The organism is Pseudomonas putida, from assembly GCF_001976065.1.
Lineage (GTDB): Bacteria > Pseudomonadota > Gammaproteobacteria > Pseudomonadales > Pseudomonadaceae > Aquipseudomonas > Aquipseudomonas serbica.
Genome location: NZ_MNAH01000007.1, coordinates 333,654 through 356,199 on the forward strand (window position 1 = coordinate 333,654; position 22,546 = coordinate 356,199).

General features: G+C 61.7%; 25 protein-coding genes and 2 pseudogenes. 12 read left to right on the top strand and 15 right to left on the bottom strand.

Going from position 1 to position 22,546, the window contains the following annotated elements:
- Positions 1–104: 104 nt before the first annotated feature.
- The 5 genes from BKX96_RS23530 (at position 105) to BKX96_RS23550 (ending at position 4,483) form a co-directional block, all read left to right on the top strand.
- Positions 105–785 (top strand): response regulator, encoded by a 681-nt coding sequence (locus tag BKX96_RS23530; RefSeq protein WP_034151358.1) that lies wholly within the window; start codon positions 105–107, stop codon positions 783–785.
- Complete coding sequence (locus BKX96_RS23535) at positions 782–2,107, top strand: ATP-binding protein (protein WP_046816225.1); 1,326 nt, start codon at positions 782–784, stop codon at positions 2,105–2,107. The genes BKX96_RS23530 and BKX96_RS23535 overlap by 4 nt, the downstream gene beginning before the upstream one ends.
- Before the next feature lie 91 nt (positions 2,108–2,198).
- Positions 2,199–2,720, top strand: coding sequence for a GNAT family N-acetyltransferase (locus tag BKX96_RS23540; RefSeq protein ID WP_077185587.1), 522 nt, complete (start codon positions 2,199–2,201; stop codon positions 2,718–2,720).
- A gap of 41 nt (positions 2,721–2,761) precedes the next feature.
- Positions 2,762–4,174, top strand: a complete 1,413-nt coding sequence (locus BKX96_RS23545; RefSeq protein ID WP_046816227.1) for an aspartate aminotransferase family protein — start codon at positions 2,762–2,764, stop codon at positions 4,172–4,174.
- 81 nt (positions 4,175–4,255) lie between these two features.
- Positions 4,256–4,483: an MbtH family protein gene (locus tag BKX96_RS23550; protein ID WP_077185588.1), complete on the top strand. Its 228-nt coding sequence runs from the start codon at positions 4,256–4,258 to the stop codon at positions 4,481–4,483.
- Between the two features lie 803 nt (positions 4,484–5,286).
- Here the strand turns inward: BKX96_RS23550 and BKX96_RS23555 are convergent.
- The 9 genes from BKX96_RS23555 to BKX96_RS23595 form a co-directional block, all read right to left on the bottom strand.
- Positions 5,287–6,189, bottom strand: coding sequence for a metal ABC transporter solute-binding protein, Zn/Mn family (locus tag BKX96_RS23555; RefSeq protein WP_077185589.1), 903 nt, complete (start codon positions 6,187–6,189; stop codon positions 5,287–5,289).
- Complete coding sequence (locus BKX96_RS23560) at positions 6,190–7,089, bottom strand: metal ABC transporter permease (RefSeq protein ID WP_060540999.1); 900 nt, start codon at positions 7,087–7,089, stop codon at positions 6,190–6,192. It abuts the gene before it with no gap.
- The gene (locus tag BKX96_RS23565; protein ID WP_077185590.1) at positions 7,089–7,934 is read right to left on the bottom strand and encodes a metal ABC transporter ATP-binding protein; all 846 of its coding nucleotides are present in this window, start codon (positions 7,932–7,934) and stop codon (positions 7,089–7,091) included. Before BKX96_RS23565 ends, BKX96_RS23560 begins: the two co-directional genes overlap by 1 nt.
- The gene (locus BKX96_RS23570) at positions 7,931–8,857 is read right to left on the bottom strand and encodes a metal ABC transporter substrate-binding protein (RefSeq protein WP_077185591.1); all 927 of its coding nucleotides are present in this window, start codon (positions 8,855–8,857) and stop codon (positions 7,931–7,933) included. Before BKX96_RS23570 ends, BKX96_RS23565 begins: the two co-directional genes overlap by 4 nt.
- 29 nt (positions 8,858–8,886) lie before the next feature.
- Positions 8,887–9,459: a DUF6162 family protein gene (locus BKX96_RS23575; RefSeq protein ID WP_046816235.1), complete on the bottom strand. Its 573-nt coding sequence runs from the start codon at positions 9,457–9,459 to the stop codon at positions 8,887–8,889.
- A complete protein-coding gene (locus BKX96_RS23580; RefSeq protein WP_046816236.1) occupies positions 9,456–9,785 on the bottom strand; it encodes a hypothetical protein in 330 nt (109 codons plus the stop codon). Before BKX96_RS23580 ends, BKX96_RS23575 begins: the two co-directional genes overlap by 4 nt.
- Positions 9,782–10,324 (bottom strand): PA2404 family protein, encoded by a 543-nt coding sequence (locus BKX96_RS23585; protein ID WP_077185592.1) that lies wholly within the window; start codon positions 10,322–10,324, stop codon positions 9,782–9,784. The genes BKX96_RS23580 and BKX96_RS23585 overlap by 4 nt, the downstream gene beginning before the upstream one ends.
- On the bottom strand, positions 10,321–11,520 hold the full coding sequence (locus BKX96_RS23590; RefSeq protein WP_077185593.1) for a PepSY-associated TM helix domain-containing protein: 1,200 nt from the start codon (positions 11,518–11,520) through the stop codon (positions 10,321–10,323). Before BKX96_RS23590 ends, BKX96_RS23585 begins: the two co-directional genes overlap by 4 nt.
- 225 nt (positions 11,521–11,745) lie before the next feature.
- On the bottom strand, positions 11,746–12,204 hold the full coding sequence (locus tag BKX96_RS23595) for a VOC family protein (RefSeq protein WP_046816239.1): 459 nt from the start codon (positions 12,202–12,204) through the stop codon (positions 11,746–11,748).
- Between the two features lie 208 nt (positions 12,205–12,412).
- Between BKX96_RS23595 and BKX96_RS33615 the strand changes: the two are divergent.
- A pseudogene (locus tag BKX96_RS33615) lies at positions 12,413–12,636 on the top strand (MetQ/NlpA family ABC transporter substrate-binding protein); the annotation flags it as partial.
- Positions 12,637–12,666: 30 nt separating this feature from the next.
- Here BKX96_RS33615 and soxR read toward each other — a convergent pair.
- Complete coding sequence (soxR, locus tag BKX96_RS23605; RefSeq protein WP_046816241.1) at positions 12,667–13,140, bottom strand: redox-sensitive transcriptional activator SoxR; 474 nt, start codon at positions 13,138–13,140, stop codon at positions 12,667–12,669.
- A gap of 97 nt (positions 13,141–13,237) precedes the next feature.
- On the opposite strand from soxR, the gene BKX96_RS23610 reads away from it, so the two are divergent.
- Complete coding sequence (locus tag BKX96_RS23610; protein WP_046816242.1) at positions 13,238–13,603, top strand: antibiotic biosynthesis monooxygenase; 366 nt, start codon at positions 13,238–13,240, stop codon at positions 13,601–13,603.
- Between the two features lie 75 nt (positions 13,604–13,678).
- Here the strand turns inward: BKX96_RS23610 and BKX96_RS23615 are convergent.
- A pseudogene (locus BKX96_RS23615) lies at positions 13,679–13,989 on the bottom strand (sigma-54 factor interaction domain-containing protein); the annotation flags it as partial.
- Between the two features lie 258 nt (positions 13,990–14,247).
- Here BKX96_RS23615 and BKX96_RS23620 point away from each other — a divergent pair.
- The 4 genes from BKX96_RS23620 to BKX96_RS23635 all read left to right on the top strand — a co-directional run bounded on the left by BKX96_RS23620 (position 14,248) and on the right by BKX96_RS23635 (position 18,470).
- Positions 14,248–14,517 carry a YgdI/YgdR family lipoprotein gene (locus BKX96_RS23620; protein ID WP_046816244.1) on the top strand — a complete coding sequence of 90 codons (270 nt, stop codon included), beginning with the start codon at positions 14,248–14,250 and terminating at the stop codon, positions 14,515–14,517.
- Between the two features lie 101 nt (positions 14,518–14,618).
- A complete protein-coding gene (locus tag BKX96_RS23625; protein ID WP_077185595.1) occupies positions 14,619–15,233 on the top strand; it encodes a LysE family translocator in 615 nt (204 codons plus the stop codon).
- Positions 15,234–15,439: 206 nt separating this feature from the next.
- A complete protein-coding gene (locus tag BKX96_RS23630; RefSeq protein WP_077185596.1) occupies positions 15,440–16,597 on the top strand; it encodes an aminotransferase class V-fold PLP-dependent enzyme in 1,158 nt (385 codons plus the stop codon).
- A gap of 64 nt (positions 16,598–16,661) precedes the next feature.
- A complete protein-coding gene (locus tag BKX96_RS23635) occupies positions 16,662–18,470 on the top strand; it encodes an aminopeptidase P family protein (protein ID WP_077185597.1) in 1,809 nt (602 codons plus the stop codon).
- A 45-nt stretch (positions 18,471–18,515) separates the two neighbouring features.
- Here the strand turns inward: BKX96_RS23635 and BKX96_RS23640 are convergent, their stop codons facing one another.
- Entirely contained in the window at positions 18,516–19,106 is a 591-nt protein-coding gene (locus tag BKX96_RS23640; protein ID WP_077185598.1) for a 2-hydroxychromene-2-carboxylate isomerase, read from the bottom strand.
- Between the two features lie 36 nt (positions 19,107–19,142).
- Complete coding sequence (locus BKX96_RS23645; protein WP_077185599.1) at positions 19,143–19,871, bottom strand: SDR family oxidoreductase; 729 nt, start codon at positions 19,869–19,871, stop codon at positions 19,143–19,145.
- 93 nt (positions 19,872–19,964) lie between these two features.
- Here BKX96_RS23645 and BKX96_RS23650 point away from each other — a divergent pair, with 93 nt between their 5' ends.
- Entirely contained in the window at positions 19,965–20,525 is a 561-nt protein-coding gene (locus BKX96_RS23650) for a TetR/AcrR family transcriptional regulator (RefSeq protein WP_046816250.1), read from the top strand.
- Positions 20,526–20,540: 15 nt separating this feature from the next.
- Here the strand turns inward: BKX96_RS23650 and BKX96_RS23655 are convergent, their stop codons facing one another.
- Positions 20,541–20,822 (bottom strand): hypothetical protein, encoded by a 282-nt coding sequence (locus tag BKX96_RS23655; RefSeq protein ID WP_077185600.1) that lies wholly within the window; start codon positions 20,820–20,822, stop codon positions 20,541–20,543.
- Between the two features lie 168 nt (positions 20,823–20,990).
- Positions 20,991–21,878, bottom strand: coding sequence for a threonine/homoserine exporter RhtA (gene rhtA / locus BKX96_RS23660; protein ID WP_077185601.1), 888 nt, complete (start codon positions 21,876–21,878; stop codon positions 20,991–20,993).
- Positions 21,879–22,546 lie beyond the last annotated feature (668 nt).

Consider the following 22,546-nt stretch of genomic DNA (forward strand, 5'->3'; position numbering starts at 1 on the left):
TAACCGATGATTAACCCTGGCCGCCTTGTGGCAGGGGCACCTGCGGCATAATGTCCGCTTAATCGGTCAATGGCCCAATCAGCGTTATTTACACGAGGCTCTCCATGCACGTACTGGTTTGCGAAGACGATGAGTTGATTGCCAGCGGCATCGTCGCCGGCCTGACAGCCCAGGGCCTGACCGTGGAGCATGTCGCCACCGCGTCAGCGGCCAGGGCGATGCTCAAGGTCGCCGAATTTGATGTGATGGTGCTGGACCTCGGGCTGCCGGACGAAGACGGACTCAAGCTCCTGCAGCAACTGCGGCACAACGGCCTGGAGTTGCCGGTGCTGATCCTCACCGCCCGCGATTCGGTCACCGACCGGGTCGACGGCCTGCAGGCCGGGGCCGACGATTACCTGCTCAAGCCGTTCGACCTGCGCGAACTCGCCGCGCGCCTGCACACGCTGTTGCGGCGGGTGGCCGGTCGCAGCGTCAACCTGATCGAGCACGGTGCGCTGACTTACGACCCGAGCAGTCGCGAAACCACGCTGGCCGGCCAGCCGGTGGACTTGTCGCGCCGTGAGCAGTCGCTGTTGCAGGCGCTGCTGCATAACCGTGGCCGGGTGTTGTCGACCGAGCAGCTCAAGGACAGCGTCTACGGTTTCAACGATGAGCTGGAGAGCAATGCCCTCAACGTCCATATCCATCACCTGCGGCGCAAACTCGGCAACGGTATTGTCGAGACCGTGCGCGGTCTGGGCTACCGCCTGGGCCCGGCCGATGGCGGAGATCAATCGAAGTGATGAGCCTGCGTTTGCGCCTGAGCCTGACACTTGGCGGCGCCTTTGCCCTGATCTGGGCGCTGGCCGCGGCCTGGATGCTCAGCGATTTGCGCAATCAGATGATGTTTTCCCTCGACCAGCGCCTGGTGGCCTCGGCGCGCATGGTCGCCGGGCTCATGGAGCAGTTGCCGGCGTTGCCGAGCAAGGGCGAGGGCACTCATTTCAGTGCTGAACAACTGAATATTCCTGGTGGCATGGCATGTCAGGTCAGTTCGTTGCGCGGGGAAATCCTCGCCCGCAGTCACAGTGATCCGGGGCAGACCCTGGAAGCCGAGAAAATGGGCTTCCACGACCAGATCATCGATGGCGCGCCGTGGCGCAGTTTCACCCTGGCCCGTGGCGACCTGCGGATCACCACGGCCGACCGGCAGATCGAACGCGAAGCGCTGAACATGTCGATCCTGCTGGCCGCTTCGGTGCCGGTGGGCGTGGCATTGCTCGGTTGCCTGTGCCTGCTCTGGCTCGGCATCGGCCAGGGACTGGCGCCGCTCAATCGAATGCGCGACGCCCTGATGCGCCGCAGCCCCGACTCACTGGAACCTTTGCAGGTCCAGCCGTTGCCCAGCGAACTGCAACCCTTGCTCGACACCCAGAACCAGCTGTTTCAGCGCATCGGCAAGACCATCGAACGCGAACGTCGGCTGACCGGTGATGCCGCCCATGAACTGCGCAGCCCGCTGACCGCGATCAAGACCCACCTGCAAGTGGCGCGCATGACCGAAGGCGCGGCCCGGGATCAATCCTTGGCCCGGGCTGAAGAGGGCGCCGACCGCCTGCACCGCACGCTCGAACAATTGCTGTTGCTGGCGCGGGTCGAGGGTAGCCTGTCGTTTGACGATGGCGTGCAATGCAGTGCCGAGCAGGTGGCGAAACTGGCGATCCAGGACGCGGCCGGGGGCGATCGCCAACGCATCAGGCTTCAGTTGCCGACCAGGGTTTCTCCCGCCCCGGTGAAAATGCCCGCGGTGCTGTCGATTGCCGCACTGCGCAACCTGCTGGACAACGCCTTGCGCCATACACCTGGCAACGGGCCGGTAGAACTGAGCCTGCAAACCTCTGGTAACCGCGTGCAGTTCGTGGTGCGCGACCATGGCCCGGGCATTGCCGAAGACGACCTGCAACACCTGACCCAGCGTTTCTGGCGCAACGGCCAGAGCAACGGCTGCGGCCTCGGCCTGGCGATTGTCCAGGCGATCGTCCAGCGTTGCGGCTGCACCCTGCGTTTCGACAGTCGGCCGGATGGGTTGCGGGTGGAGCTGACGATGCCCTTGCAACCCCTCTGACGCACATGAGATGTAACTTCTCTGCATTGGCCGCCCGGGCCATGCAGGGCTATCGTTTTGTTCACACTCAACGGATTGAGGTGACAACACCATGGAAACATCCATACACACCTGCCAGGCAACCCCGGCCGACGCCGGCATCATCAGCCGCATCATCGAGCGCTCGATTCGCGTCGGTTGCGCGCTCGACCATCGCAACGATCCGCGCATCGTTGCCACCTGGACCCACAACAAAACCATCCAGCACATCCAGCCTTGGCTGACCGATCAGCGGTTGTACCTGAGTATCGCCCTGCTGCAGGACAAACCGGTTGGCGTCGCCATGGCCGCGACCAGCGGCACGCTCGCGTTCTGTTACGTGCAGCCGGAATCGTTTCGGCGAGGGGCAGGGCTGGCGCTGGTGCAAGATCTCGAAGGCTGGTTGGTCGCGCGAGGCCTGCGCCAGGCCCGACTCTATAGCACCCGGACCAGCGAAGCGTTTTATCGGCGTTTGGGCTACCAGCGGTGTGCCCGATCCTTCATGGTCGCGGGGCTTCACGCCATCCCCATGCACAAAGGCCTGGCATCACCCTCATGGAAAGACGATCGAGGGTCTAAATCCCTGGCGCCCTGATGCGTTTCCAGAACAGGAAAACCTTATTGAGGGGTCGAGAGATGTCAGTCGCTACCAGGCTTATGGAAGACCAGTCGGCCCGGATAACTCCGGTGCCGGCCGAGACGCTTTATCAGTTCAACGAATCGCCGTTGCTGGCGCGTCAAAGCCAGCAGGAGTCCAACGCCCGCAGTTACCCGCGACGCATTCCCCTGGCACTCAAGCGCGCCAAGGGCCTGTATGTCGAAGACGTCGAAGGCCGCACGTTCATCGATTGCCTGGCCGGTGCCGGGACGCTGGCCCTGGGTCATAACCACCCGGTGGTGATCGAAGCGATCCAGCGCGTGCTGGCGGATGAACTGCCGCTGCACACCCTGGACCTGACCACGCCGGTCAAGGATCAGTTCGTCCAGGACCTGTTCGGCTTGTTACCGCCGGCCCTGGCCGCTCAAGCGAAGATCCAGTTCTGCGGTCCCACCGGCACCGACGCGGTGGAAGCCGCGCTTAAGCTGGTGCGTACCGCCACCGGCCGCAGCACCATCGTGTCGTTCCAGGGCGGCTACCACGGCATGAGCCAGGGCGCGCTGAGCCTGATGGGCAGCCTCGGGCCGAAGAAGCCCTTGGGTGCCTTGCTCAGCAGCGGCGTGCAATTCATGCCGTACCCATACGATTACCGTTGCCCGTTTGGCCTGGGCGGCGCCCAAGGGGTGAAAGCCAATCTCAACTACCTGGAAAACCTGCTGAACGATCCCGAGGCCGGCGTGCAACAGCCTGCGGCGGTGATCGTCGAGGTGGTGCAGGGCGAGGGCGGGGTCATTCCGGCCGATCTCGACTGGTTGCGCGGCTTGCGTCGGATTACCGAAAAAGCCGGCGTGGCGTTGATCGTCGACGAGATCCAGAGCGGCTTCGCGCGCACCGGCAAGATGTTTGCGTTCGAGCACGCCGGGATCATTCCGGACGTGGTGGTGATGTCCAAGGCCATCGGCGGCAGCTTGCCATTGGCCGTGGTGGTCTATCGCGACTGGCTCGACACCTGGTTGCCGGGCGCCCATGCCGGGACCTTCCGCGGCAATCAAATGGCGATGGCCGCCGGATCCGCCGTGATGCGTTACCTGGTCGAACACAAGGTTTGCGAACACGCTGCCGCCATGGGGGAGCGCCTGAGCGAACACCTGCGCATCCTGCAGCGCGACTTCCCGCAGTTGGGCGATATTCGGGGTCGAGGCCTGATGCTCGGTGTGGAACTGGTTGATCCGGCCGGCGCGCCGGATGCGCTGGGTCATCCTCCGTCATTTGCGCGACTGGCGCCGCTGGTGCAGCGCGAATGCCTCAAGCGCGGCTTGATCCTTGAGCTGGGTGGCCGGCATGGCGCCGTGGTGCGCTTCCTGCCCCCGCTGGTGATCACCGCTGCACAAATCGATCGAGTGGCCGAGATTTTCGGCCGGGCCATGGCCGCCGCCACAGCCAGTCTCTAAATTTCTCGGCCCTTGGAACGTTCCTTCTACATAGCGGCTGCACATAGCGTACAGCCCACCCTACAGCGATGGAGAGACAGCATGACGTCAGTATTCGACCGTGAGGACATCCTCTTTCAGGTCGTGGTCAACCATGAAGAGCAATACTCGATCTGGCCCGACTACAAAGCCATACCCGAGGGGTGGCGTACCGTGGGCAAGAGCGGGCTGAAAAAGGAATGCCTGGCCTACATCGAAGAAACCTGGACCGATATGCGTCCGCTGAGCCTGCGCCAGAAGATGGATGAACAGGTGGCTGTGCCGCACTGAGTCAGTACCTGCAAAAAGCCCGCTGAGCCGGTCAGGTCAGCGGGCTTTTTTTGCGTCTGAGGGGGCGACATGCCCTTGTAGGAGCCCGGCTTGCCGGCGACGGCACCCTCGAGGGCCTCTTCGCTGGCAAGCCAGCTCCTACAATGGGTTGTGCAGCGCGTGATCGGTGGCCGCCGCGGACCTGTAGGCGCCCGGCTTGCCGGCGACGGCGCCCTTAGGGTCTCTTCGCTGGCAAGCCAGCGCCTACAATGGGTTGTGCAGCGCGTGAATCGGTGGCCGCCGCGGACCTGTAGGAGCCCGGCTTGCCGGCGACGGCGGCCTCGAGGGCCTCTTCGCTGGCAAGCCAGCGCCTACAATGGGTTGTGCAGCGCGTGAATCGGTGGCCGCCGCGGACCTGTAGGAGCCCGGCTTGCCGGCGAMGGCGYCCTCGAGGGCCTCTTCGCTGGCAAGCCAGCKCCTACAATGGGTTGTGCAGYGCGTGAATCGGTGGCCGCCGCGGACCTGTAGGAGCCCGGCTTGCCGGCGAMGGCGCCCTCGAGGGCCTCTTCGCTGGCAAGCCAGCKCCTACAATGGGTTGTGCAGTGCGTGAATCGGTGGCCGCCGCGGACCTGTAGGMGCCCGGCTTGCCGGCGACGGCGCCCTCGAGGGYCTCTTCGCTGGCAAGCCAGCGCCTACAATGGGTTGTGCAGCGCGTGAATCGGTGGCCGCCGCGGACCTGTAGGAGCCCGGCTTGCCGGCGAAGGCGTCCGAAAGACCAGCGCAACGTTCAAGGACGCCTTCGCTGGCAAGCCGGACTCCTACAGTCAAGCGCCGCTCAATCCCTTGATCACCAGATCCACATTCCCCTCCAGCTCACCGACCGGATCCTCGGCATCGGTGCTCAACACCACCAACCGACTCCCGCCCTCGGCAACAGCCGATTTCACCGCATCCGACGGCTGCCGATGATGCAACACCACCGCCACGTCGTTGTCCTTGAGCGTCGCCGTCAAGGTCTTCAGTGCCTCTGGTGTCCACTCGGAATCCTGCCGCGCATCCAGCCCAACCAATTCCAGGTTGAGCCCGCCGATGAGGTAGCCGAAGTGATCGCTCAAACTCATCACGCTGAGATTGTCGGCGGCGGCCAGGCGCGCTTCGCTGGCGGCGCTGAGTTTGAGCAAGCGCTGTTTCAACGCCGCCAGGTTCGCTTCGATCGCGGGCTTGGCCGTGGGGGCCAGGCGCACCAGGTCCGCCGCCATCACGTCGGCCATGCGTCCCATGTTGTTGCTGGCCAGCCACGGCTGACTGTTCAAGCCATCGACCTGGTTGCCCGGCTGCACGGCAATGCCGGGCAGGGCGCCATCCACTGGCCGGGCGGCGTCGACTTCGATGATGCGGATATTGCTGCGCCGGGAGATCGGGTACAGCGGATCGTCCGGCCACAGTGAACGCAAGCCGATCACCGCATCGGCGTCGGTCGCCAATTTCGCCAGCGCCGGGGCACCACGGCCAGTGAAGTAGGCGGTCTGGCGACTGCCTGGCAGGTTGGCGGGCGCCGCGCGCTCAAGGCTGACGTCGGTGCCCTTGAGCAGTACTTCACCCAGGCCGTAGGTGATGGGCAACGACGCCAGCACCCGCAGCGGTTGGCTGCCGTCAGCGGCCAAGGTTGTGGTGGCGAGTCCGCACAGGGCGAGCGCCAGGGTCAGTTGTCGCAGAGAAAATGACATTTATCCAAGGTTCCCTTTGAGGCTGGGGACGACGCCGCGCGCAATGGCGGCCAGGGCGAAGGCGATACCGGCCACGAGGATGATCGCGGCACCGGACGGGATCGGCAGGTCAAAGATGATCGGCGCGAGAATCCCGCACAGCGTGCTCACCGTGGCGATCAGCACCGAGCACCAGAAGAAGCCCTTGAGTGACTGGCTGAGCAAGCGCGCGGCCGCGGCCGGTATCACCAACAGCGCACCGACCAGGATGGCGCCGATGACTTTCACCGCAGCGACGGTGATCAGCGTCACCAGAATCACGAACAGATAATCCAGGGACTTCACCGCCACCCCGCGCACCGCCGCCAATTGCGGATTGAAGCTGGCGAGCATGATGCGGTTGTACAGCGGCAAGGCCAGGGCCATGACCAGCGAACCGACGATGGCCAGCACCAGCAGGTCATTGCCGTTGACCGTCAGCACCGAACCGAACAATACGTTCTCGAGGATGTGCACGTTGATCTTGCCCGCCAGGATCAGCAGCAGGCTCGCACCCAGTGCCAACGACACCGACAGGAACACACCGATCAAGGTATCCGGCGCCAGGCCCGTGCGGTTGCGCAGGTAGTTGAGCAGGATGCCGAACAGCAGACAGTAGCCGAACAGGCTGCCGTAAGGCCCGGTGTAGGGTTCGCCCAGCAGGATGCCGATGGCCACGCCGGTCAGCGCCGCGTGACCCACCGCTTCGGAGAAAAACGCGAAGCGCTTGACCACCACCAAGGTGCCCAAACCGCCCAGCACCGGGCCGATCAACAGCCCGGCCAGCAACGCATTGACGACAAATCCATAGGCCAGCGCCTCAGGCAGGTAACCCGACGAGGCCCAGCCCTGGACCATCAAGCGAAAGGCTTCATAACTCATCAGGCAAGGCTCCGTGGATGGGTCGAAAACAGCGTCAGCAGGCGATCCGGGGTCAGCGCCTGTTGCGGCGTGGCGTCGAACAGCACCCGGCGGTTGAGCCCGGTGACGTGATCGGCCAGGCGCCCGACCGCTTCCAGATCGTGCTCGATCCACAGCACGGTGATGCCCGTCGCCCGCCAATCACCCAGCAAACGTTCAAACACGCGGATGCCGGCTTCATCGAGGGCCGACATCGGTTCGTCCAGTACCAGCAGCTGCGGCGCCGGAATCAACCCTTGCGCCAACAACACCCGCTGGCGTTCGCCGCCCGACAGTGCGCCCATGCGCCGCTTGCGCTTGTCCTGCATGCCGACCCGCTCCAGCGCCTCGCCGATCGCCTTGGCGTAATGCTTGCCCAAACCGAGGAACGCCGGACGTCGCTGGCACATCGCAGCCATGAAATCGTCCACGGTCATCGGCAGGCCACGATCGAATTCCAGCGCCTGGGGCACGTAGCCGATCGTCCCCGGCTCCCCCGGCCATTGCAGGCTCAAGCGGCCCTGGTGCGGCATCTGTCCGAGCAGGGCCTTGATCAGCGAACTCTTGCCGCCGCCGTTGGGGCCGACCAGCGCATGCACGCTGCCGGGCCGGACCTGAAAGGTGACGTTGTCGAGGATCGTCGTGCGCCCGAGGGTCAGGCTGACGTCGGCGAAATCCAGGGTCGGGCCCGAAACCTGTAGGCGCGAGCCTGATCGCGATGGCGCTGTGTCATTCAATGACAATGTCGCCTGACTGGACGCCTTCGCGAGCAGGCTCGCTCCCACAGGAGATTGCGCATCGGCCAGGAGGGTTTCTTTCGATGTCATGCCCCGGACTCCTGTATCGCCCGCACCACGGTGTTGAGGTTGCCGGTCATTTCCTTTTCGTACTTGTCGGCGGTGTATTCGCCGTAAGAGATGTGCGACAGCGGGTACAGCTTCACCCCGGATTCGCGCTGGATGGTGTCGACGTAGGTGGAAGGGAAGTCCATCTCCGAGAAGATCACTTTCACGTCCAGTTCACGCAGCTGGTCGATGGTTTTTTTCAGCTGGCTCGGGCTCGGTTCGATGCCGTGGGCCGGCTCGACCACCGCCGTCACCTCCAGGCCGAACTCGCGCAGCAGGTAGTCGTAGGCGGCGTGCACTGTGGCCACGCGCAGTTCGGCGTTCGGCGCCGCGGTCAATTTGGCCAGGGCGTCAGCGCGCATCTTGCGCAGGCGCTTGCCGTAGGCCCGGGCGTTTTCGGTGTAAATCCTGGCATTGGCCGGGTCGAGTTTTCCCAGTTCGCGGGCAATATTGTTGACCTGGGCGATCGAGGCGCTGATCGACAGGAACGTGTGCGGGTTGACCACTTTGCCGGCGCCGCGTGCGGCAACGCCGGTGGCGGCCAGCAGCGGCACGTTCTCGTTGGCCTCGATCACCGGCACGTTCGGCGTTTCGCTGGCCGCGATCATGCGGTCGGCAAAATCGTCATGGCCGACGCCGTTGAGCACGATCACGTCGAGCCCGCTGATGCGCTTGATGTCCTCGGCCCGTGGCTCGTAGGCGTGGGGGTTGAAGCCGGCTGGAATCAGCGGCACCACCTCGGCCTTGTCGCCGACGATGTTGGCCACGTAGCTGTAATACGGGTGCAGGGTGATGCCGATGCGCAGGCGCTTGGCCTCGTCGGCGCTGGCCAGGGGTGTCAGCAGGCAGGCCAGCAGGCCGACCAGTGACAGGCGCAGGAAAGAGCATAGCGATGAAATGGGCATGGGAAAGCGGTCTTCTCTCGGATGAGGGTTCAGTGCCGGTGCTGGCGGGTCACGCCGGCATCGAATTGCGCGACGACCTGCTGCCAGCCGGCGGCTTCGAGCGTGGCATCGCTGAGGTCGGCAGGGGCCTTGAGGTCGGTGGCGCGGTTTAGCCAGATGTCCGGGGCGTCGTCGTCAGCGCTCAGGCGCATGAGGAACGAGCCGGCCACGGTGACGCTCTGGCTCTGGCCGAAGTACGCCCTGGCGTCGAGCAACTGCCAGGCATGGCCGCCCCGGCTAACCGAGCTGGCGTCCTGGGCAAAGGGCGCAAAGCCTTCATTGGCGAGGGTTTCAGGTGTCGGCAGGGTCTGTTGTTCCTGGCGCAGCAAGTGAATCTCGTCCAGGGTCACGCGCAAATCGGCGTAGATGCCTTGTTCGGAGGCGCTCAGGTCGCGGCGAGCATCCAGTTGATGACTGTTGACGCTGCTCACCTGTTGCGACTCACCGCGCCAGGCGACCACAGAACCGGCCACTGCCAGGATCATCAGGCACAACAGCAGTACGTAGAGGGTTTCATGGCCGGCACCGGCCGGGCGGACGATTTGCGTGGTGGGTGTACTCATGGGCTTTCGATGTCCGCCTGGTCGATCTCGACTACGTGGCCGGGGCCCGCGTCGAACAGCACGTAGAACTCGGCACCGGGTTTCTTGAAGGTCAGGGTCGAGTCGGCCCCGAGCTTGCCCGGCACCAGGATGGTTTCGTCGTAGCCGATCACGTCCAGGGTCACGCCCGGTGCGCCGCTGCCGTCGGAAAATCCGCCGGTGCATTTGATCTGCTCGGCGTCGATGGCCTTGCATTCGCACATCGGGTTGTGGGCCAGGGCGCTGGCGCTGAAGCCGGCGCAGAGCAGCAGCAACGCGGCGCGCAAAGGGCGGATAGGGTTGATCATGGTTTGCCTCCTTGGGTGGACAGCCAGGCGAGGGTGGCGGGGGAGGCCTGGCTCAGAGGAATGGATGCCTGGTGCAGGGAGCCGTCCCAGCCCTCCATGGTGATCCACAGTTCGGCGTCGGCCTTGGTTTTTTCCGGGACCGGCAACATGGCGCCCATGCGGTAGGGGGTGCCGAAGAAAATCACCCCGGCGGCGCGCAGGCTGCGTGGCTTGCCGATGCGCAGGTAAGTCGCCTTGACCTGCTCGCGGCAGCTGTCGCACAGCGCGGCATTGAAGCTTTTCATGTAGCCGGCCGGGCCATCGAGCCGCGGTGCTTCATTGCGCAGTTCGGCCAGGCGCAGGCTCCAGGGGCCGACCTGGACTTCGCCGATTTCCCGTTCGCCCAGGCCCGTGTCACCACGAAACAGCGCGGCATCGGCGAAGTATTTGGGCATGAAACCCAGCGGCACCAGCAACAGCAGGACGTTGATGTGGAATCGCCATTTGTGCCAGAGGCGGCTCAGCGTTGAACGGGGTGCTTGGGTGGCGACCTGGCTCATGGGCTGACCTCCGTGGTTTCCCGGTTGTTGGCCGTGGCAAGCTCGTTGCGCGGGCGTTTGTTGCTGCGCTTGAGGGCGTTGGCCGTGGCCAGGGCGGTGCGCTTGGTCCAGATCAGCAGGCCGCTGAGGACCATCATGCTTAACAGCAGGCCAAAGAAGCACCAGATCAGCTTGATCCAGATCCCGCCGAAATCACCGGTGTGCAGCGGGCGCATGGATTCGGTCACGAACTCCAGGCCAGAGCGATCCGACAGCAGGCGCGTGGCGGCGACTTCGCCGGTGTACGGGTTGATGTCGGCGGTCTGGAACATCAACGGATACCAACTGCGCCCACCCACCGACAGGTAGCTGTAGGCATTGGCCGGCATGCTGACAAAACTCTCGTCGAGTCCCGGGATTCGTTCCTTGGCCTCGCGGATCGCCGCCTCGAGGCTGATCATCGGTGTGGGTGACCCATCGCTGGTGAGCGGCACGCTTTCGCGCGGGACCACGGCAGCCACCGGCGCGGTGGAGATGGAAATCTGGTTGTCGAACATGAACGCTTCGATCAGGAACCAGGTGCTGGTGACGGAAATCACCGCGATGAACCAGATCGACCAGATGCCGCTGAGACGGTGGAAATCCCCCCAGAAAATCCGTGCGCCATGCCGAATGCGCAGGGTCGGTCGCAGGAAACCCTTCCAGAACCGCTTGTACACCACCAGCCCGGTTACCAGGGAAGCCAGCATCGGCAAACTGAGGAATGACACCAGGTACCAACCCCAGCTGTAGCCGTTGGTGAACGGCACCAGCCACCATCCATGCAGGGCACGGGTGAACGCCTGGAAGTTGAATTGCGGGGCGGGGCCCTGGATGGCACCGGTGTAGGGGTTGACGTACACCGTCAGCGCACGCCCGTCGGGGTAGGTGACGCCGACGTCCAGGGCGAAGTGCGATTCGTCGGGGCGGCTGATACTGTCGACAATGATGTCGGGCTCGGCCTGCTTGATCGCGGCGACGATCTGGTCGTAATTGAGCCGCGGCGCATCGTCCTCAGGCGCGCTGGCGCGCATTTGCGGATTGGCCAGCCAGACGATTTCCTGGCTGACTACCGCCAGCGTGCCGGTCACACAGACGATCAGCACGAAAAACCAGATCGGCAGTGCCAGCCAGCTATGGACCAGGAACCAGAGTTTTGAACGGGATTTCTTCGACATGATTAGGGCGTCTTATATCGATGAAAGGCCTCTGCCACGGGCTTCGCGGCGATGAGGTCATTGGACGGACCGGTTGTGGCTTTTGCCTACGCAACAGGACTGCATCTATATAGGACGGATGAGCACGCGAAATCAGGAAGGGGAATATGAAAGAAAATGTTTCGTATTCAGGGTGGTGACTGTAGGAGCCCGGCTTGCCGGACTCCTACAGAAGACAACGACGCGTCAGCCTTGCTGGAACATCTCCCTGGCCCGCTGCTCGATCTGCTCCTGAGTCAGGTCCTCTTTGCGCGTGGCCAGAAACCACAGGTGCCCATAGGGATCCTTCAAGGTCCCTGAGCGGTCGCCGTAAAACTGGTCCTTGACCTCTGAGACCACGATGCCGCCAGCGTCGATCGCCTGTTTGTACGACTTGTCCACATCGGTCACGTACAAATGCAGGCCCACCGACGGCGAGTTGTCGGGATTGCTCAGCGGTCCTTGATCGCAGGGAGTGCCGAGCATGATCGGGCAATCGCCAATGCGCAGTTCCGCGTGGCCGATGCCGCCGTCGGGCATGGACAGGCGCATGACCTCGATGGCGCCGAAGGCTTTTTTGTAGAAGTCGATGGCTTCGGCCGCTTTTTGAATGCCCAGGTACGGGGTGATGCTGTGATAACCCTCTGGAATCGGTTTAACGCTCATGATGGTTCTCCCTTTTCTTGTAGTGGATTGAAGATCGCGCTCCAGCCGGAGAATTGTAGGAGCTGCAGGAGGCTGCGATCCTTTGATTTTGATCTTCAGAATGTTTCAAGTTCACAAAAAGTTCGCAGCCTGCGGCAGCGCCTACAGGGGGCATTGGTACTGTTTGGCTATCAACAGTGAATGCTCGAGCAAGCAGCCCTCATCCAGCCAGCTCAAGGAGCCGAGCAACACCCTGGCGACCCAACGGGACATCGTTGAGAACCCCAAGCACCTGAAAATCCGAGAACTGGAGGGGCGCGTTCGGTGAGCCAGGTCGACCTGGCGTTCGTCTTCGCCAACTAGGCGTTGGAGGCGGGGCTTGATACCAACAGTGCCTTGATCGTGGAGCTCATCTTGACCTGCCACAAAGGGCAGATTGCGCCTGGGCTCTAAGGCTTCATCGACTGGCAGTACGCGAAGGGCTCAACTGATTCCTGGATCAACCCCCGATTCCAGCAACTGCGCCCCCGACCCACGCTCCCCCAGCACATCGCCAAAATTACGCAACGGACACGCCTGCATCGACAAACACCCGCAACCAATGCAGCCATTCAACTTGTCCCGCAACAACGTCAACTGATTGATCCGCTCATCCAGCTCCCGGCTCCACTGCGCCGACATCACCTGCCAGTCCGCCGCCGTCGGTGCGCGATTGTCCGGCAGGGACTTGAGCGCCTCGCCGATCTCTGCCAACGGAATGCCCAGGCGCTGGGCCACCTTGATCAACGCCACACGCCGCAATACTTCCCGTGGATAGCGCCTTTGGTTGCCCTGGTTGCGGTTGCTCTTGATCAATCCCTTGGTTTCATAAAAGTGCAGCGCCGTGACCGCCACGCCGCTGCGGGCGGCCAGTTGGCCGACGCTGAGCTCCTTATGGACATCTTGCGAGGTGATCATCTGAAAAATGCCCCTTGACCTTGACTTAACTGGAGGTTTTACCCTGCACGTCTTCGGATCGCAAGATTCGCTTTTTGCACCTGAGTGGGGACTATCCATGAACGCGCCCGCAAAAAATCGCAGCTTCACCCAACTGATCGAATTCGAAATCGAACCGCAGCATCAACCGGCGCTGGTGTCGGCGCTGTCGCAGCAGACCGAGTGTCTGGCCCAGCGCTACAGCGGTTTTCTGAGTGCCAGCATCCAGGCCAGCGAGGACGGTCGGCGGGTGCTCAATTACCTGCAATGGCAAACCCGCGAGGCGGGGGAGGCGGCATTCCAGGCGTTTGAAAGCGGGGAACAGGATTTCTGGCAACTGATCCGCGCCCATCAGGCCAAGACCGTGACCTTCGGCTCGTTCCAGGTGCTGCACAGCCTGGAACGCAGCCACGATCATGCGCTGCACTGCAATCTGGTGGGTTAGATCGACAGCTGCAGCAGGCGCTCGCCCTGGATGTTTTCCGGTGGCCGGCGCTTGTTGACCGCCAGTTCACCGATCGTCGAGGCGGTAATACAGGTCTTCGCGAAAGTGCCCTGCATTAATGGCTTTTTCCAGCTGCACGTTGGTGGCCGCGAGCACGCGCAGATTGATGGGGATGCTCTTGCGCGATCCCAGTCGCACCACTTCACGCTCCTGCAGCACCCGCAACAGCTTGACCGGGATCGCCATCGGCAAATCGCCGATTTCATCGAGGAACAGGGTGCCCCCATCGGCTCTTCGAACCAGCCGGCCTTGGCACTCGGGGCGCCGGTGAACGCCCCTTTTTCATGACCGAACAATTCAGCTTCGACCAGGGATTCGGAGAACGCTGTATGTTGAATGACTGTTGCCTGGCGAACAGTTGCCTGGGCAACAATGCCTGCGTAGATGCAGTTGTTATAAAGGCAGTTTGTTATTCCTAAAATTACAATCAATAGATATTTATAGATCATCTGGGGATATGCGAGGTTGGCAATAGCGGCATTTGAAAAACCCGATAGCCACTATCGAGAGCGTTGATTTCTGCTCGGACAATGGCGCGAGTAGCCTGTGTTCATTGCCCCGAACAAGATGCCAGGACGCCGAAAATGAAACCTCTAATCGCCACTTTCTTGCTGCTTGCGGTCTCCGTACTTGCCGGATGCTCCAGCCATGTGTCCCCTGAATTGCGCCCCTACACCGCCGAAGAAACCCGGGAACTGGCGCTGGAGGCGCTGAACCGTCGCGGCTTGTCCTTCGACGAATACCATGCGAAAAAAGCCGAACTGCTCGGCCAGCCACAGAAAACTTTCGGCTTCGACAAACAGGGCGAGATGAATGCCGAGCGAGCTGTACAGCTGCACGGTCGCCCAAGCTGAGCCAAGACTGTACCGCTCGAACTTTTACCTAACTGTCCATGGGTTTCCCCCAGGGTTCGCGATAGGGTCGATACCTGACTGACCCTGATGGACTGCCACCCATGACACTATCGTTCGATCTGCTGCTGGGCTTCGCCCTGTTCGCTCTCGTCACCTCTATCACGCCCGGTCCGAACAACACCATGTTGCTGGCATCCGGGGTGAATTTCGGCTTTCAACGCACTATCCCGCACATGCTGGGCATCACCTGCGGATTCTTCGTATTGGTCGTGGCCGTTGGGTTCGGGCTGGGCGCGGTGTTCCAGACTTATCCCGTGCTGTACACAGTGCTGCGCTACGTGGGTGCGGCGTACCTGCTGTATCTGGCGTGGAAGATCGCCCATTCCGGGCCCGTCTCCGACAGCGAGAAAGGCGAGGCCAAGCCGATCAGCTACCTGGGCGCGGCCGCTTTCCAGTGGGTCAACCCCAAGGCCTGGATCATGGCCATCGGTGCCATCAGCACCTACACCCCGATGCAGGGCTACTTCACCAACGTGATTGTGATTGCCGCGGTGTTTGCCCTGATCAACCTGCCGAGCGTCGGTGTCTGGGCTGCTTGCGGTACGTTGCTGCGCAACGTGCTCAAGGATCGGCGCTGGTTGCGCCTGTTCAACTGGGGCATGGCCGCGCTGCTGGTGGCGTCGCTGTATCCGATATTGCTCGAAAGCTTTACCTGACGCATTGCTTCAACCGCTTGCCCGATGCCTGTTAAGCTGGCTTTTCAGGAGCGTTCCTACGCACTTTTAAATGAAGTTGTTCTTCTTTAATGGCATCCGATCAGGTATTGGTAACCTTCTGAAAACCGCACGCAGCTCATGAGGCTGCGTCTTGCCGTTTGCAGTCATGAGCTTCCTGATCCCGGAACACGCTCTGCGAGTCTTTTATGAATAAACGTGCGCTGTATTTCGACTACGCCGCCACCACGCCGGTGGATGAGCGCGTCATCAAGATCATGGTCGCGTGCCTGGGCTTTGACGGCAACTTCGGCAACCCGGCCTCCAGCTCCCATGCCTTTGGCCAGCAGGCCCGGCAAGCGGTCGAGCTGGCGCGGCACCAGGTCGCCGAACTGGTTGGCGCCACGCCCGAACAGATCGTCTGGACCTCGGGTGCCACCGAATCCAACAACCTTGCCCTCAAGGGCGTTGCCCAGGCCCGCGGCATCGCCTGTGGCCACATCATCACCAGCCAGATCGAACACAAGGCCATCCTTGACACCGCCAAACAGCTGCAGGACAGCGGCGTGGCGGTGACGTACCTGGTGCCGGACGCCGATGGCCTGATCAGTGCGCAAGCGGTCAGTGAAGCCATGCGCGAGGACACCTTCCTGGTGTCGCTGATGCTGGTCAACAATGAACTGGGAACGGTCAATGACATCCCGGCCATTGGCCAGGTGGTGCGTGAACGCAAGGCGTTGTTCCATGTCGACGCGGCGCAAGGCGCGGGCAAGGTGGCGATCGACCTGGCGCAGTGGCCGGTGGACCTGATGTCTTTCTCGGCGCACAAGCTCTACGGCCCCAAAGGCATCGGCGCGCTGTACGTCGGCCCGCGTGCACAACAGCGCTTGCTGGCGCAGATCCACGGCGGTGGTCACGAAGGTGGCTTGCGTTCAGGGACCCTGGCGACCCACCAGATTGCCGCGATGGGCGCAGCCTTTGCCTTGGCGGCGGCCTCGTTCGATGAAGAAAAGGCCTTGATCGTGCACCTGCGCGAACGCCTGCTCGGGCCATTGCTAGGCATTCCGGGCGTGCGGCTCAATGGCAGCCTGACCCAACGCATCCCGCATACCTTGAGCCTGACCTTTAGTGAAGGCGAGTTCAACTCGGCGGCATTGCTCGCCTCGATGGCGTTTTCCGCGACCTCGGCCTGTAATTCCGCCAGCAATGCACCCTCTCATGTGCTGCTGGCCCTGGGGCATGATGCCCGTACGGCGAGTCGCACCATTCGCTTGAGCCTGGGGCGTTTCACCACCGAACAGGATATCGATCAAGCGGTACAGCTGATTAAAACCGCCTGCGCCAGTGCTCCCGCATTCTGGCAATAGGGCAACCCAGTGCCGACCTGGATCGGCACTGAACAATAATGAACAGTGGTTAGCAGGAGTCACGATGAATACGCAGTTTTCGATCACCGGGTCGGTGCCCCAGCGCCTGGCGCAAACCCGCGAGCTGATGAGCCGGGAGGGCATCCATGCCTTGCTGGTGCCGTCCGCGGATCCGCACCTGTCCGAATACCTGCCGGGTTACTGGCAAGGGCGCCAATGGCTGTCGGGTTTCCACGGTTCCGTCGGGACCCTGATCGTTACCGCGGATTTCGCCGGTGTCTGGGCCGACAGCCGTTATTGGGAACAGGCGAGCAAGGAACTCAAGGGCAGCGGCATCGAGCTGGTCAAGCTGCAACCTGGACAACCCGGGCCGCTGGACTGGCTGGCCGAGCAAACTCCGCAAGGGGGTGTGGTCGCGGTCGATGGCGCGGTGATGGCGGTGGCTTCCGCGCGCACGCTGGGCAGCAAGCTGGAAGAGCGGGGCGCACGCCTGCGCACCGACATCGACCTGTTGAGCGAAGTCTGGAGCGATCGCCCGAGTCTGCCGAACGAGCCGATCTATCAGCACTTGCCGCCACAGGCCACGATCAGCCGTGGGGAAAAACTCGCCAAGCTGCGTGAAACCTTGCAGGCGCGCGGTGCCGACTGGCATTTCATCGCCACCCTGGATGACATCGCTTGGCTGTTCAACCTGCGCGGCGGCGATGTGTCGTTCAATCCGGTGTTCGTTTCCTTCGCCTTGATCAGCCAGCAGCAAGCGACGCTGTTCGTGGCGCTGAGCAAGGTCGATGCGCAGTTGCGTGCGGTCCTGGAACAGGACGGTGTGACCTTGCGCGATTACAGCGAAGTAGCTGACGCCCTGCGCGCGGTGCCTACGGGGGCGAGCCTGCTGGTGGACCCGGCGCGGGTAACGGCGGGGCTGCTGGGTAACCTCGACAGCGGTGTCAAACTGCTCGAAGGCCTGAATCCAACGACCCTGGCCAAGTCCCAGAAGAGCCTGGCTGACGCCGAACACATCCGCCAGGCCATGGAGCAGGACGGCGCGGCGCTGTGCGAATTCTTCACCTGGCTTGAGTCGGCCTGGGGCCGTGAGCGCATTACCGAGCTGACCATCGACGAAAAACTTACCGCTGCCCGTGAACGCCGGCCGGGTTATGTGTCGCTGAGCTTCAACACCATTGCCGCGTTCAACGCCAACGGCGCCATGCCCCATTACCACGCCACCGAAGAAGAGCACGCGGTGATCGAAGGCGACGGCTTGCTGCTGATCGATTCCGGCGGCCAGTACCTGGGTGGTACTACCGACATCACGCGGATGGTGCCGGTCGGTACACCGACCGCCGAGCAAAAACGCGATTGCACGCGTGTGCTCAAGGGTGTGATCGCACTGTCCCGCGCGCAATTCCCCAAAGGCATCCTGTCGCCATTGCTGGACGCCATCGCCCGGGCGCCGATCTGGGCCGAAAACGTCGACTATGGTCACGGCACCGGTCACGGCGTCGGCTATTTCCTCAACGTCCACGAAGGTCCGCAGGTAATTGCCTACCAGGCGGCACCCGCGCCGCAAACCGCCATGCTGCCAGGCATGATCACGTCCATCGAGCCGGGCACTTATCGTCCAGGCCGTTGGGGGGTGCGCATCGAAAACCTGGCGATGAACCGCGAGGCAGGCACCAGTGAATTCGGCGAATTCCTCAAGTTCGAAACTCTAACCCTGTGCCCGATCGATACGCGCTGCCTGGAAACCTCGTTGCTGAGCGAAGAGGAAAAGCACTGGTTCAACGCTTACCACGCCGAAGTGCGCGAGCGCTTGAGCCCGTTGCTCGACGGCGCTGCGCTGGAGTGGTTGAACACGCGTACTGCGGCTATCTGACTGGCTTGAGCCCGGGCGCCGCCGCCAGCGCCCGGGCCTCAGGTTTTAACTCAGGGCTTCGACGACAAAGTCCAGCCGATCCTGGCCAAAGAACAGCTGGCCATCGACAAACATGCTCGGTGCGCCGAATACGCCGCGTTGCACCGCTTTTTCGGTGGTGTCCTTGAGGGCATTCTTGACCTCTTCCTCGGCGCTCAGGGCCAGGATTTCTTGCGGGTCGAAACCGTTTTCGCTCAGAACTGCCCCGACCGTGGCCGGATCATTGAGGTTGCGACCGTCGATCCACAGCGCCTTGAACAGGCAATCGATGAACGCGGCAAAGCGCTCAGGCTGACGCAACTGCACGCCGGTTACGGCACGCATGAGCACCAGCGTGTTGATCGGGAAGTGCGGGTTGATTGTCAATGGTACGCCGTAGCGTTTGGCGTACCGATCCAGGTCGATGAACATGTAACGGCCCTTGGCAGGGATGGTCGCCGGGGAGGCGTTGCCGGTGGCTTTGAACACGCCGCCGAGCAGGAATGGCACGTAGATCAGCTGGCTGTCGGTCTGCGCGCAGATCTTTGGTAGCTGGGTATACGCCAGGTAGGTGGCGGGGCTGCCCAGGTCGAAATAGAACTCCACGGTTTTGCTCATGGTCGATGCGCTCTCTTTGTTGTTATAGGGGAGGGATTACCAGCGTTCGCTCCATGGGCGCAGGTCCAGCTCGAAGGTCCAGGCGTCGCGGGGCTGGCTGTGCAGGTACCAGTAGTTCTCGGCGATGTGCTCGGGGTCGAGAATGCCGTCCTGGTCCTTGGTGGCGTACTTCTCGGGGAAACTGTCACGGATGAAATCGGTATCGATGGCGCCGTCGACGACGACGTGGGCGACATGGATATTCATCGGCCCGAGTTCACGCGCCATGCTTTGAGCCAGCGCACGGATCCCGTGCTTGGCCCCGGCAAACGCGGCAAAGCCTGCAGCGCCGCGCAAACCGGCGGTGGCGCCGGTGAACAGGATGGTGCCCCGTTGCCGCTTGGCCATGCGCTTGGCCACTTCCCGGCCATTGAGAAAGCCCGAGAAACAGGCCATTTCCCAGATCTTGAAATACTTGCGGGCGGTTTCCTCGAGAATGCTGCAAGGCACGTTGGCGCCGATATTGAACACGAACGCTTCGATGGGGCCGATCTCGCTTTCGATCTGCTCGACCAGTGCAACCACATCGTCTTCTTTGCGGGCATCGCAGGCAAAGCCGTGGGCTTCACCACCGGCGCCATTGATGGCATCGACCAGCGGCTGGAGTTTGTCCGCACTGCGTCGGGTCACGCAGGTAACGAAGCCCTCCCGTGCAAAGCGTTTGGCAATGGCTCCACCCGTGGCATCCCCTGCGCCGACCACCAGTACGACTTTCTTGTTATTCATTGTCTGGATCCCTTTAGTAAACGATCGTTAACTAAACGAACGTTATGCTACGATTTGACAGGCGTCAAGATGATCGAACCTGAGGGAAGGGCAATGCGTTATTCAGCCAGTCACAAGCTGGAAACCCGAGAGAAACTGCTGCAAAGCAGCGCGGTGTCGGCCAAGCAATCCGGTTTTTCCACGGTGGGTGTCGATGGTTTGATGAAGGCCATCGGCTTGAGTGGGGGAGCGTTCTACACTCATTTCGCGTCGAAGGACGAGTTGTTCGCGTCCATTGTCGAGCGTGAACTGCGGCAAAGCCTGGAGCGGTTGGGGGCGGACCAGGACCGCGACAAATTCGAGCGTTGCCTGAAGCTCTACCTGAGCATGTCCCACGTCGAGCACCCGGAAAGCGGTTGTGCACTACCGGCGTTGGGGGCCGAGATTGCGCGCTCCGATCTGTTGATCAGGCAGCAGGCTGAACACTGGATCTGCCAGCTTCAGGAAAGTTGGGCGAAGGTGCTGGAGAGCGACAGCCTGGCCTGGGCGATTCTGTCGCAATGCATTGGTGCCCTGGTGGTGGCGCGGATGCTTGCCACGCCGGATCTGCAGCGCAAGGTGCTGAAGTCCAGCCACGAGGAGATTGGCCGCCAGCTGTCAGGCCCGAGGGCCTGACAGGATGGCATCAGATTATTTGCAGATGACGATCATGCTGCGGCTGGTGTAGCCCGCGGGGTTGAGTCCGAATGGGTAATCACCCGGTTCTTCCACGGCGTCGCCGGATTTGGCGATGACCTTGTAGTTCTTGGGGGCGCACGAGTTGGCGGCGCTGGCGTAGCACTGGTCCCATGAGGACGACAGCCCCGAACAGTTGATATGGATGCCTTTCTTGCCGTGTTTGGTCTGGGGTTTAGCGGTCGCCGCGCAGCCCGCAACTGCAAGAACGGCGATCAGTATCAAAAATCGTTTCATTGCTATCCTTGTAGCGTTCCCGGATCTGTCGCCCGGTCTGGCAGTATTCGCTTACGCATGAAGCGTTTTGAGGTCCCTGTCCTGAAAAGTCCATTTCTGGCACTGGGTTGCGGGCTTAAACATGGCCTAATTGAGCGGCAAATACCAGAGTCTGTGCAAATCCGCCCCTCAATCGGCTGCAATGGCGGGCTTGGCGGCACTGCCCATGGTCATAGTGGCACCCACGGAAGCCAGGATGATGCACAGGATGGCCATCCACTGTGACAGAGACAGGAATTCCTGCAGGAACAACAGCCCGGACAAGGCGCCCACTGCCGGCTCGATGCTCATCAATGTACCGAAGGTCCTGGCCGGCATGCGGGTGAGGGCAACCATTTCCAGGGTATAGGGCAGCGCCGTGGACAGCACGGCAACACCGATGGCGATCGGGATCAATGACGGAGTCAACAGCGCCGCACCGGCATGGACAATGCCGATAGGGGCGACGAACAGCGCGGCAATCACCACGCCCAGGGCGGCGGTCTGCACACCGTTGTCGGCACCGGCCTTTTGCCCGAAAAGAATGTACAGGGCCCAGCAGACACCTGCACCCAATGCGTAACTGGCCCCCAGCAGATCAATGCCCTGCGCCGTTGCCCCCGTCGGTATCAACAGCAGCAAGCCGACAGCGGCCAAGGCTATCCACAAAAAGTCGATGGCGCGGCGCGAAGCATAGATGGCAACGGCCAATGGTCCAGTGAACTCCAGCGCGACCGCGATACCCAGGGGAACCGAGCGCAGGGACATATAGAAGAGGAAGTTCATGCCGCCCAGTGCCATGCCATAGACAATGACGGTGCGCAGTGATTTTGCGGTGAGCTTGGCCCGCCATGGGCGCAGCAGCAACACCATGATCACGCTGGCGAAGGTCAATCGCAGGGTGGTGGTGCCCTGGGCGCCGATAATAGGGAACATGCTTTTGGCCAGTGAAGCTCCCGACTGAATCGATGCCATGGCTATTATTAGCAGGCCGACCGAAAACAGGGTCGAGGCAAGGCTGCGCGGCTGATCATTCATTGGGAGGCACCGTCCGAGGTATGTATGGAACTTGAGTGTTGTACTTGGTATTGAGCAATATACTGCGCAATCGGTGCGGGCGCATCTATATATAAGCAGTGTTTTTGTGCCGGTCGATAGAAAAACCAAATCAACGCTTGACGGCAGATTCTGGAAGCCTATAATTCGCCCCACTTCCGGCGCAGTCGAAACGGAAAACTCCTTGGTAAACAAAGAGTTACGCAGTTTTGACAGTGACTTGCTTCAGTTCATCGAAGCCGGCAGGGAGTTGAAAAAGAGGTGTTGACAGCAGCGTGTAACGCTGTAGAATTCGCCTCCCGCTGATGAGAGATCTGAAGCGCAAGTGGTTGAAGTTGTTAAGGATTCCTTGAAAACTTCTGAAAAATATCACTTGACAGCAAGTGAGGCTGCTGTAGAATGCGCGCCTCGGTTGAGACGAAAGATCTTAACCAACCGCTCTTTAACAACTGAATCAAGCAATTCGTGTGGGTGCTTGTGGAGTCAGACTGCTAGTCAACAGATTATCAGCATCACAAGTTACTCCGCGAGAAATCAAAGATGTAACCAACGATTGCTGAGCCAAGTTTAGGGTTTTCTCAAAACCCAAAGATGTTTGAACTGAAGAGTTTGATCATGGCTCAGATTGAACGCTGGCGGCAGGCCTAACA

What these genes read in the sequence shown, in the direction of transcription:
- BKX96_RS23530 (WP_034151358.1), top strand. Translation starts at nt 105, where the DNA reads ATGCACGTACTGGTTTGCGAAGACGATGAGTTGATTGCCAGCGGCATC.
- BKX96_RS23540 (WP_077185587.1), top strand. Translation starts at nt 2,199, where the DNA reads ATGGAAACATCCATACACACCTGCCAGGCAACCCCGGCCGACGCCGGC.
- BKX96_RS23545 (WP_046816227.1), top strand. Translation starts at nt 2,762, where the DNA reads ATGTCAGTCGCTACCAGGCTTATGGAAGACCAGTCGGCCCGGATAACT.
- BKX96_RS23550 (WP_077185588.1), top strand. Translation starts at nt 4,256, where the DNA reads ATGACGTCAGTATTCGACCGTGAGGACATCCTCTTTCAGGTCGTGGTC.
- BKX96_RS23555 (WP_077185589.1), bottom strand. Translation starts at nt 6,189, where the DNA reads ATGTCATTTTCTCTGCGACAACTGACCCTGGCGCTCGCCCTGTGCGGA.
- BKX96_RS23560 (WP_060540999.1), bottom strand. Translation starts at nt 7,089, where the DNA reads ATGAGTTATGAAGCCTTTCGCTTGATGGTCCAGGGCTGGGCCTCGTCG.
- BKX96_RS23565 (WP_077185590.1), bottom strand. Translation starts at nt 7,934, where the DNA reads ATGACATCGAAAGAAACCCTCCTGGCCGATGCGCAATCTCCTGTGGGA.
- BKX96_RS23570 (WP_077185591.1), bottom strand. Translation starts at nt 8,857, where the DNA reads ATGCCCATTTCATCGCTATGCTCTTTCCTGCGCCTGTCACTGGTCGGC.
- BKX96_RS23575 (WP_046816235.1), bottom strand. Translation starts at nt 9,459, where the DNA reads ATGAGTACACCCACCACGCAAATCGTCCGCCCGGCCGGTGCCGGCCAT.
- BKX96_RS23580 (WP_046816236.1), bottom strand. Translation starts at nt 9,785, where the DNA reads ATGATCAACCCTATCCGCCCTTTGCGCGCCGCGTTGCTGCTGCTCTGC.
- BKX96_RS23585 (WP_077185592.1), bottom strand. Translation starts at nt 10,324, where the DNA reads ATGAGCCAGGTCGCCACCCAAGCACCCCGTTCAACGCTGAGCCGCCTC.
- BKX96_RS23590 (WP_077185593.1), bottom strand. Translation starts at nt 11,520, where the DNA reads ATGTCGAAGAAATCCCGTTCAAAACTCTGGTTCCTGGTCCATAGCTGG.
- BKX96_RS23595 (WP_046816239.1), bottom strand. Translation starts at nt 12,204, where the DNA reads ATGAGCGTTAAACCGATTCCAGAGGGTTATCACAGCATCACCCCGTAC.
- soxR (WP_046816241.1), bottom strand. Translation starts at nt 13,140, where the DNA reads ATGATCACCTCGCAAGATGTCCATAAGGAGCTCAGCGTCGGCCAACTG.
- BKX96_RS23610 (WP_046816242.1), top strand. Translation starts at nt 13,238, where the DNA reads ATGAACGCGCCCGCAAAAAATCGCAGCTTCACCCAACTGATCGAATTC.
- BKX96_RS23620 (WP_046816244.1), top strand. Translation starts at nt 14,248, where the DNA reads ATGAAACCTCTAATCGCCACTTTCTTGCTGCTTGCGGTCTCCGTACTT.
- BKX96_RS23625 (WP_077185595.1), top strand. Translation starts at nt 14,619, where the DNA reads ATGACACTATCGTTCGATCTGCTGCTGGGCTTCGCCCTGTTCGCTCTC.
- BKX96_RS23630 (WP_077185596.1), top strand. Translation starts at nt 15,440, where the DNA reads ATGAATAAACGTGCGCTGTATTTCGACTACGCCGCCACCACGCCGGTG.
- BKX96_RS23635 (WP_077185597.1), top strand. Translation starts at nt 16,662, where the DNA reads ATGAATACGCAGTTTTCGATCACCGGGTCGGTGCCCCAGCGCCTGGCG.
- BKX96_RS23640 (WP_077185598.1), bottom strand. Translation starts at nt 19,106, where the DNA reads ATGAGCAAAACCGTGGAGTTCTATTTCGACCTGGGCAGCCCCGCCACC.
- BKX96_RS23645 (WP_077185599.1), bottom strand. Translation starts at nt 19,871, where the DNA reads ATGAATAACAAGAAAGTCGTACTGGTGGTCGGCGCAGGGGATGCCACG.
- BKX96_RS23650 (WP_046816250.1), top strand. Translation starts at nt 19,965, where the DNA reads ATGCGTTATTCAGCCAGTCACAAGCTGGAAACCCGAGAGAAACTGCTG.
- BKX96_RS23655 (WP_077185600.1), bottom strand. Translation starts at nt 20,822, where the DNA reads ATGAAACGATTTTTGATACTGATCGCCGTTCTTGCAGTTGCGGGCTGC.
- rhtA (WP_077185601.1), bottom strand. Translation starts at nt 21,878, where the DNA reads ATGAATGATCAGCCGCGCAGCCTTGCCTCGACCCTGTTTTCGGTCGGC.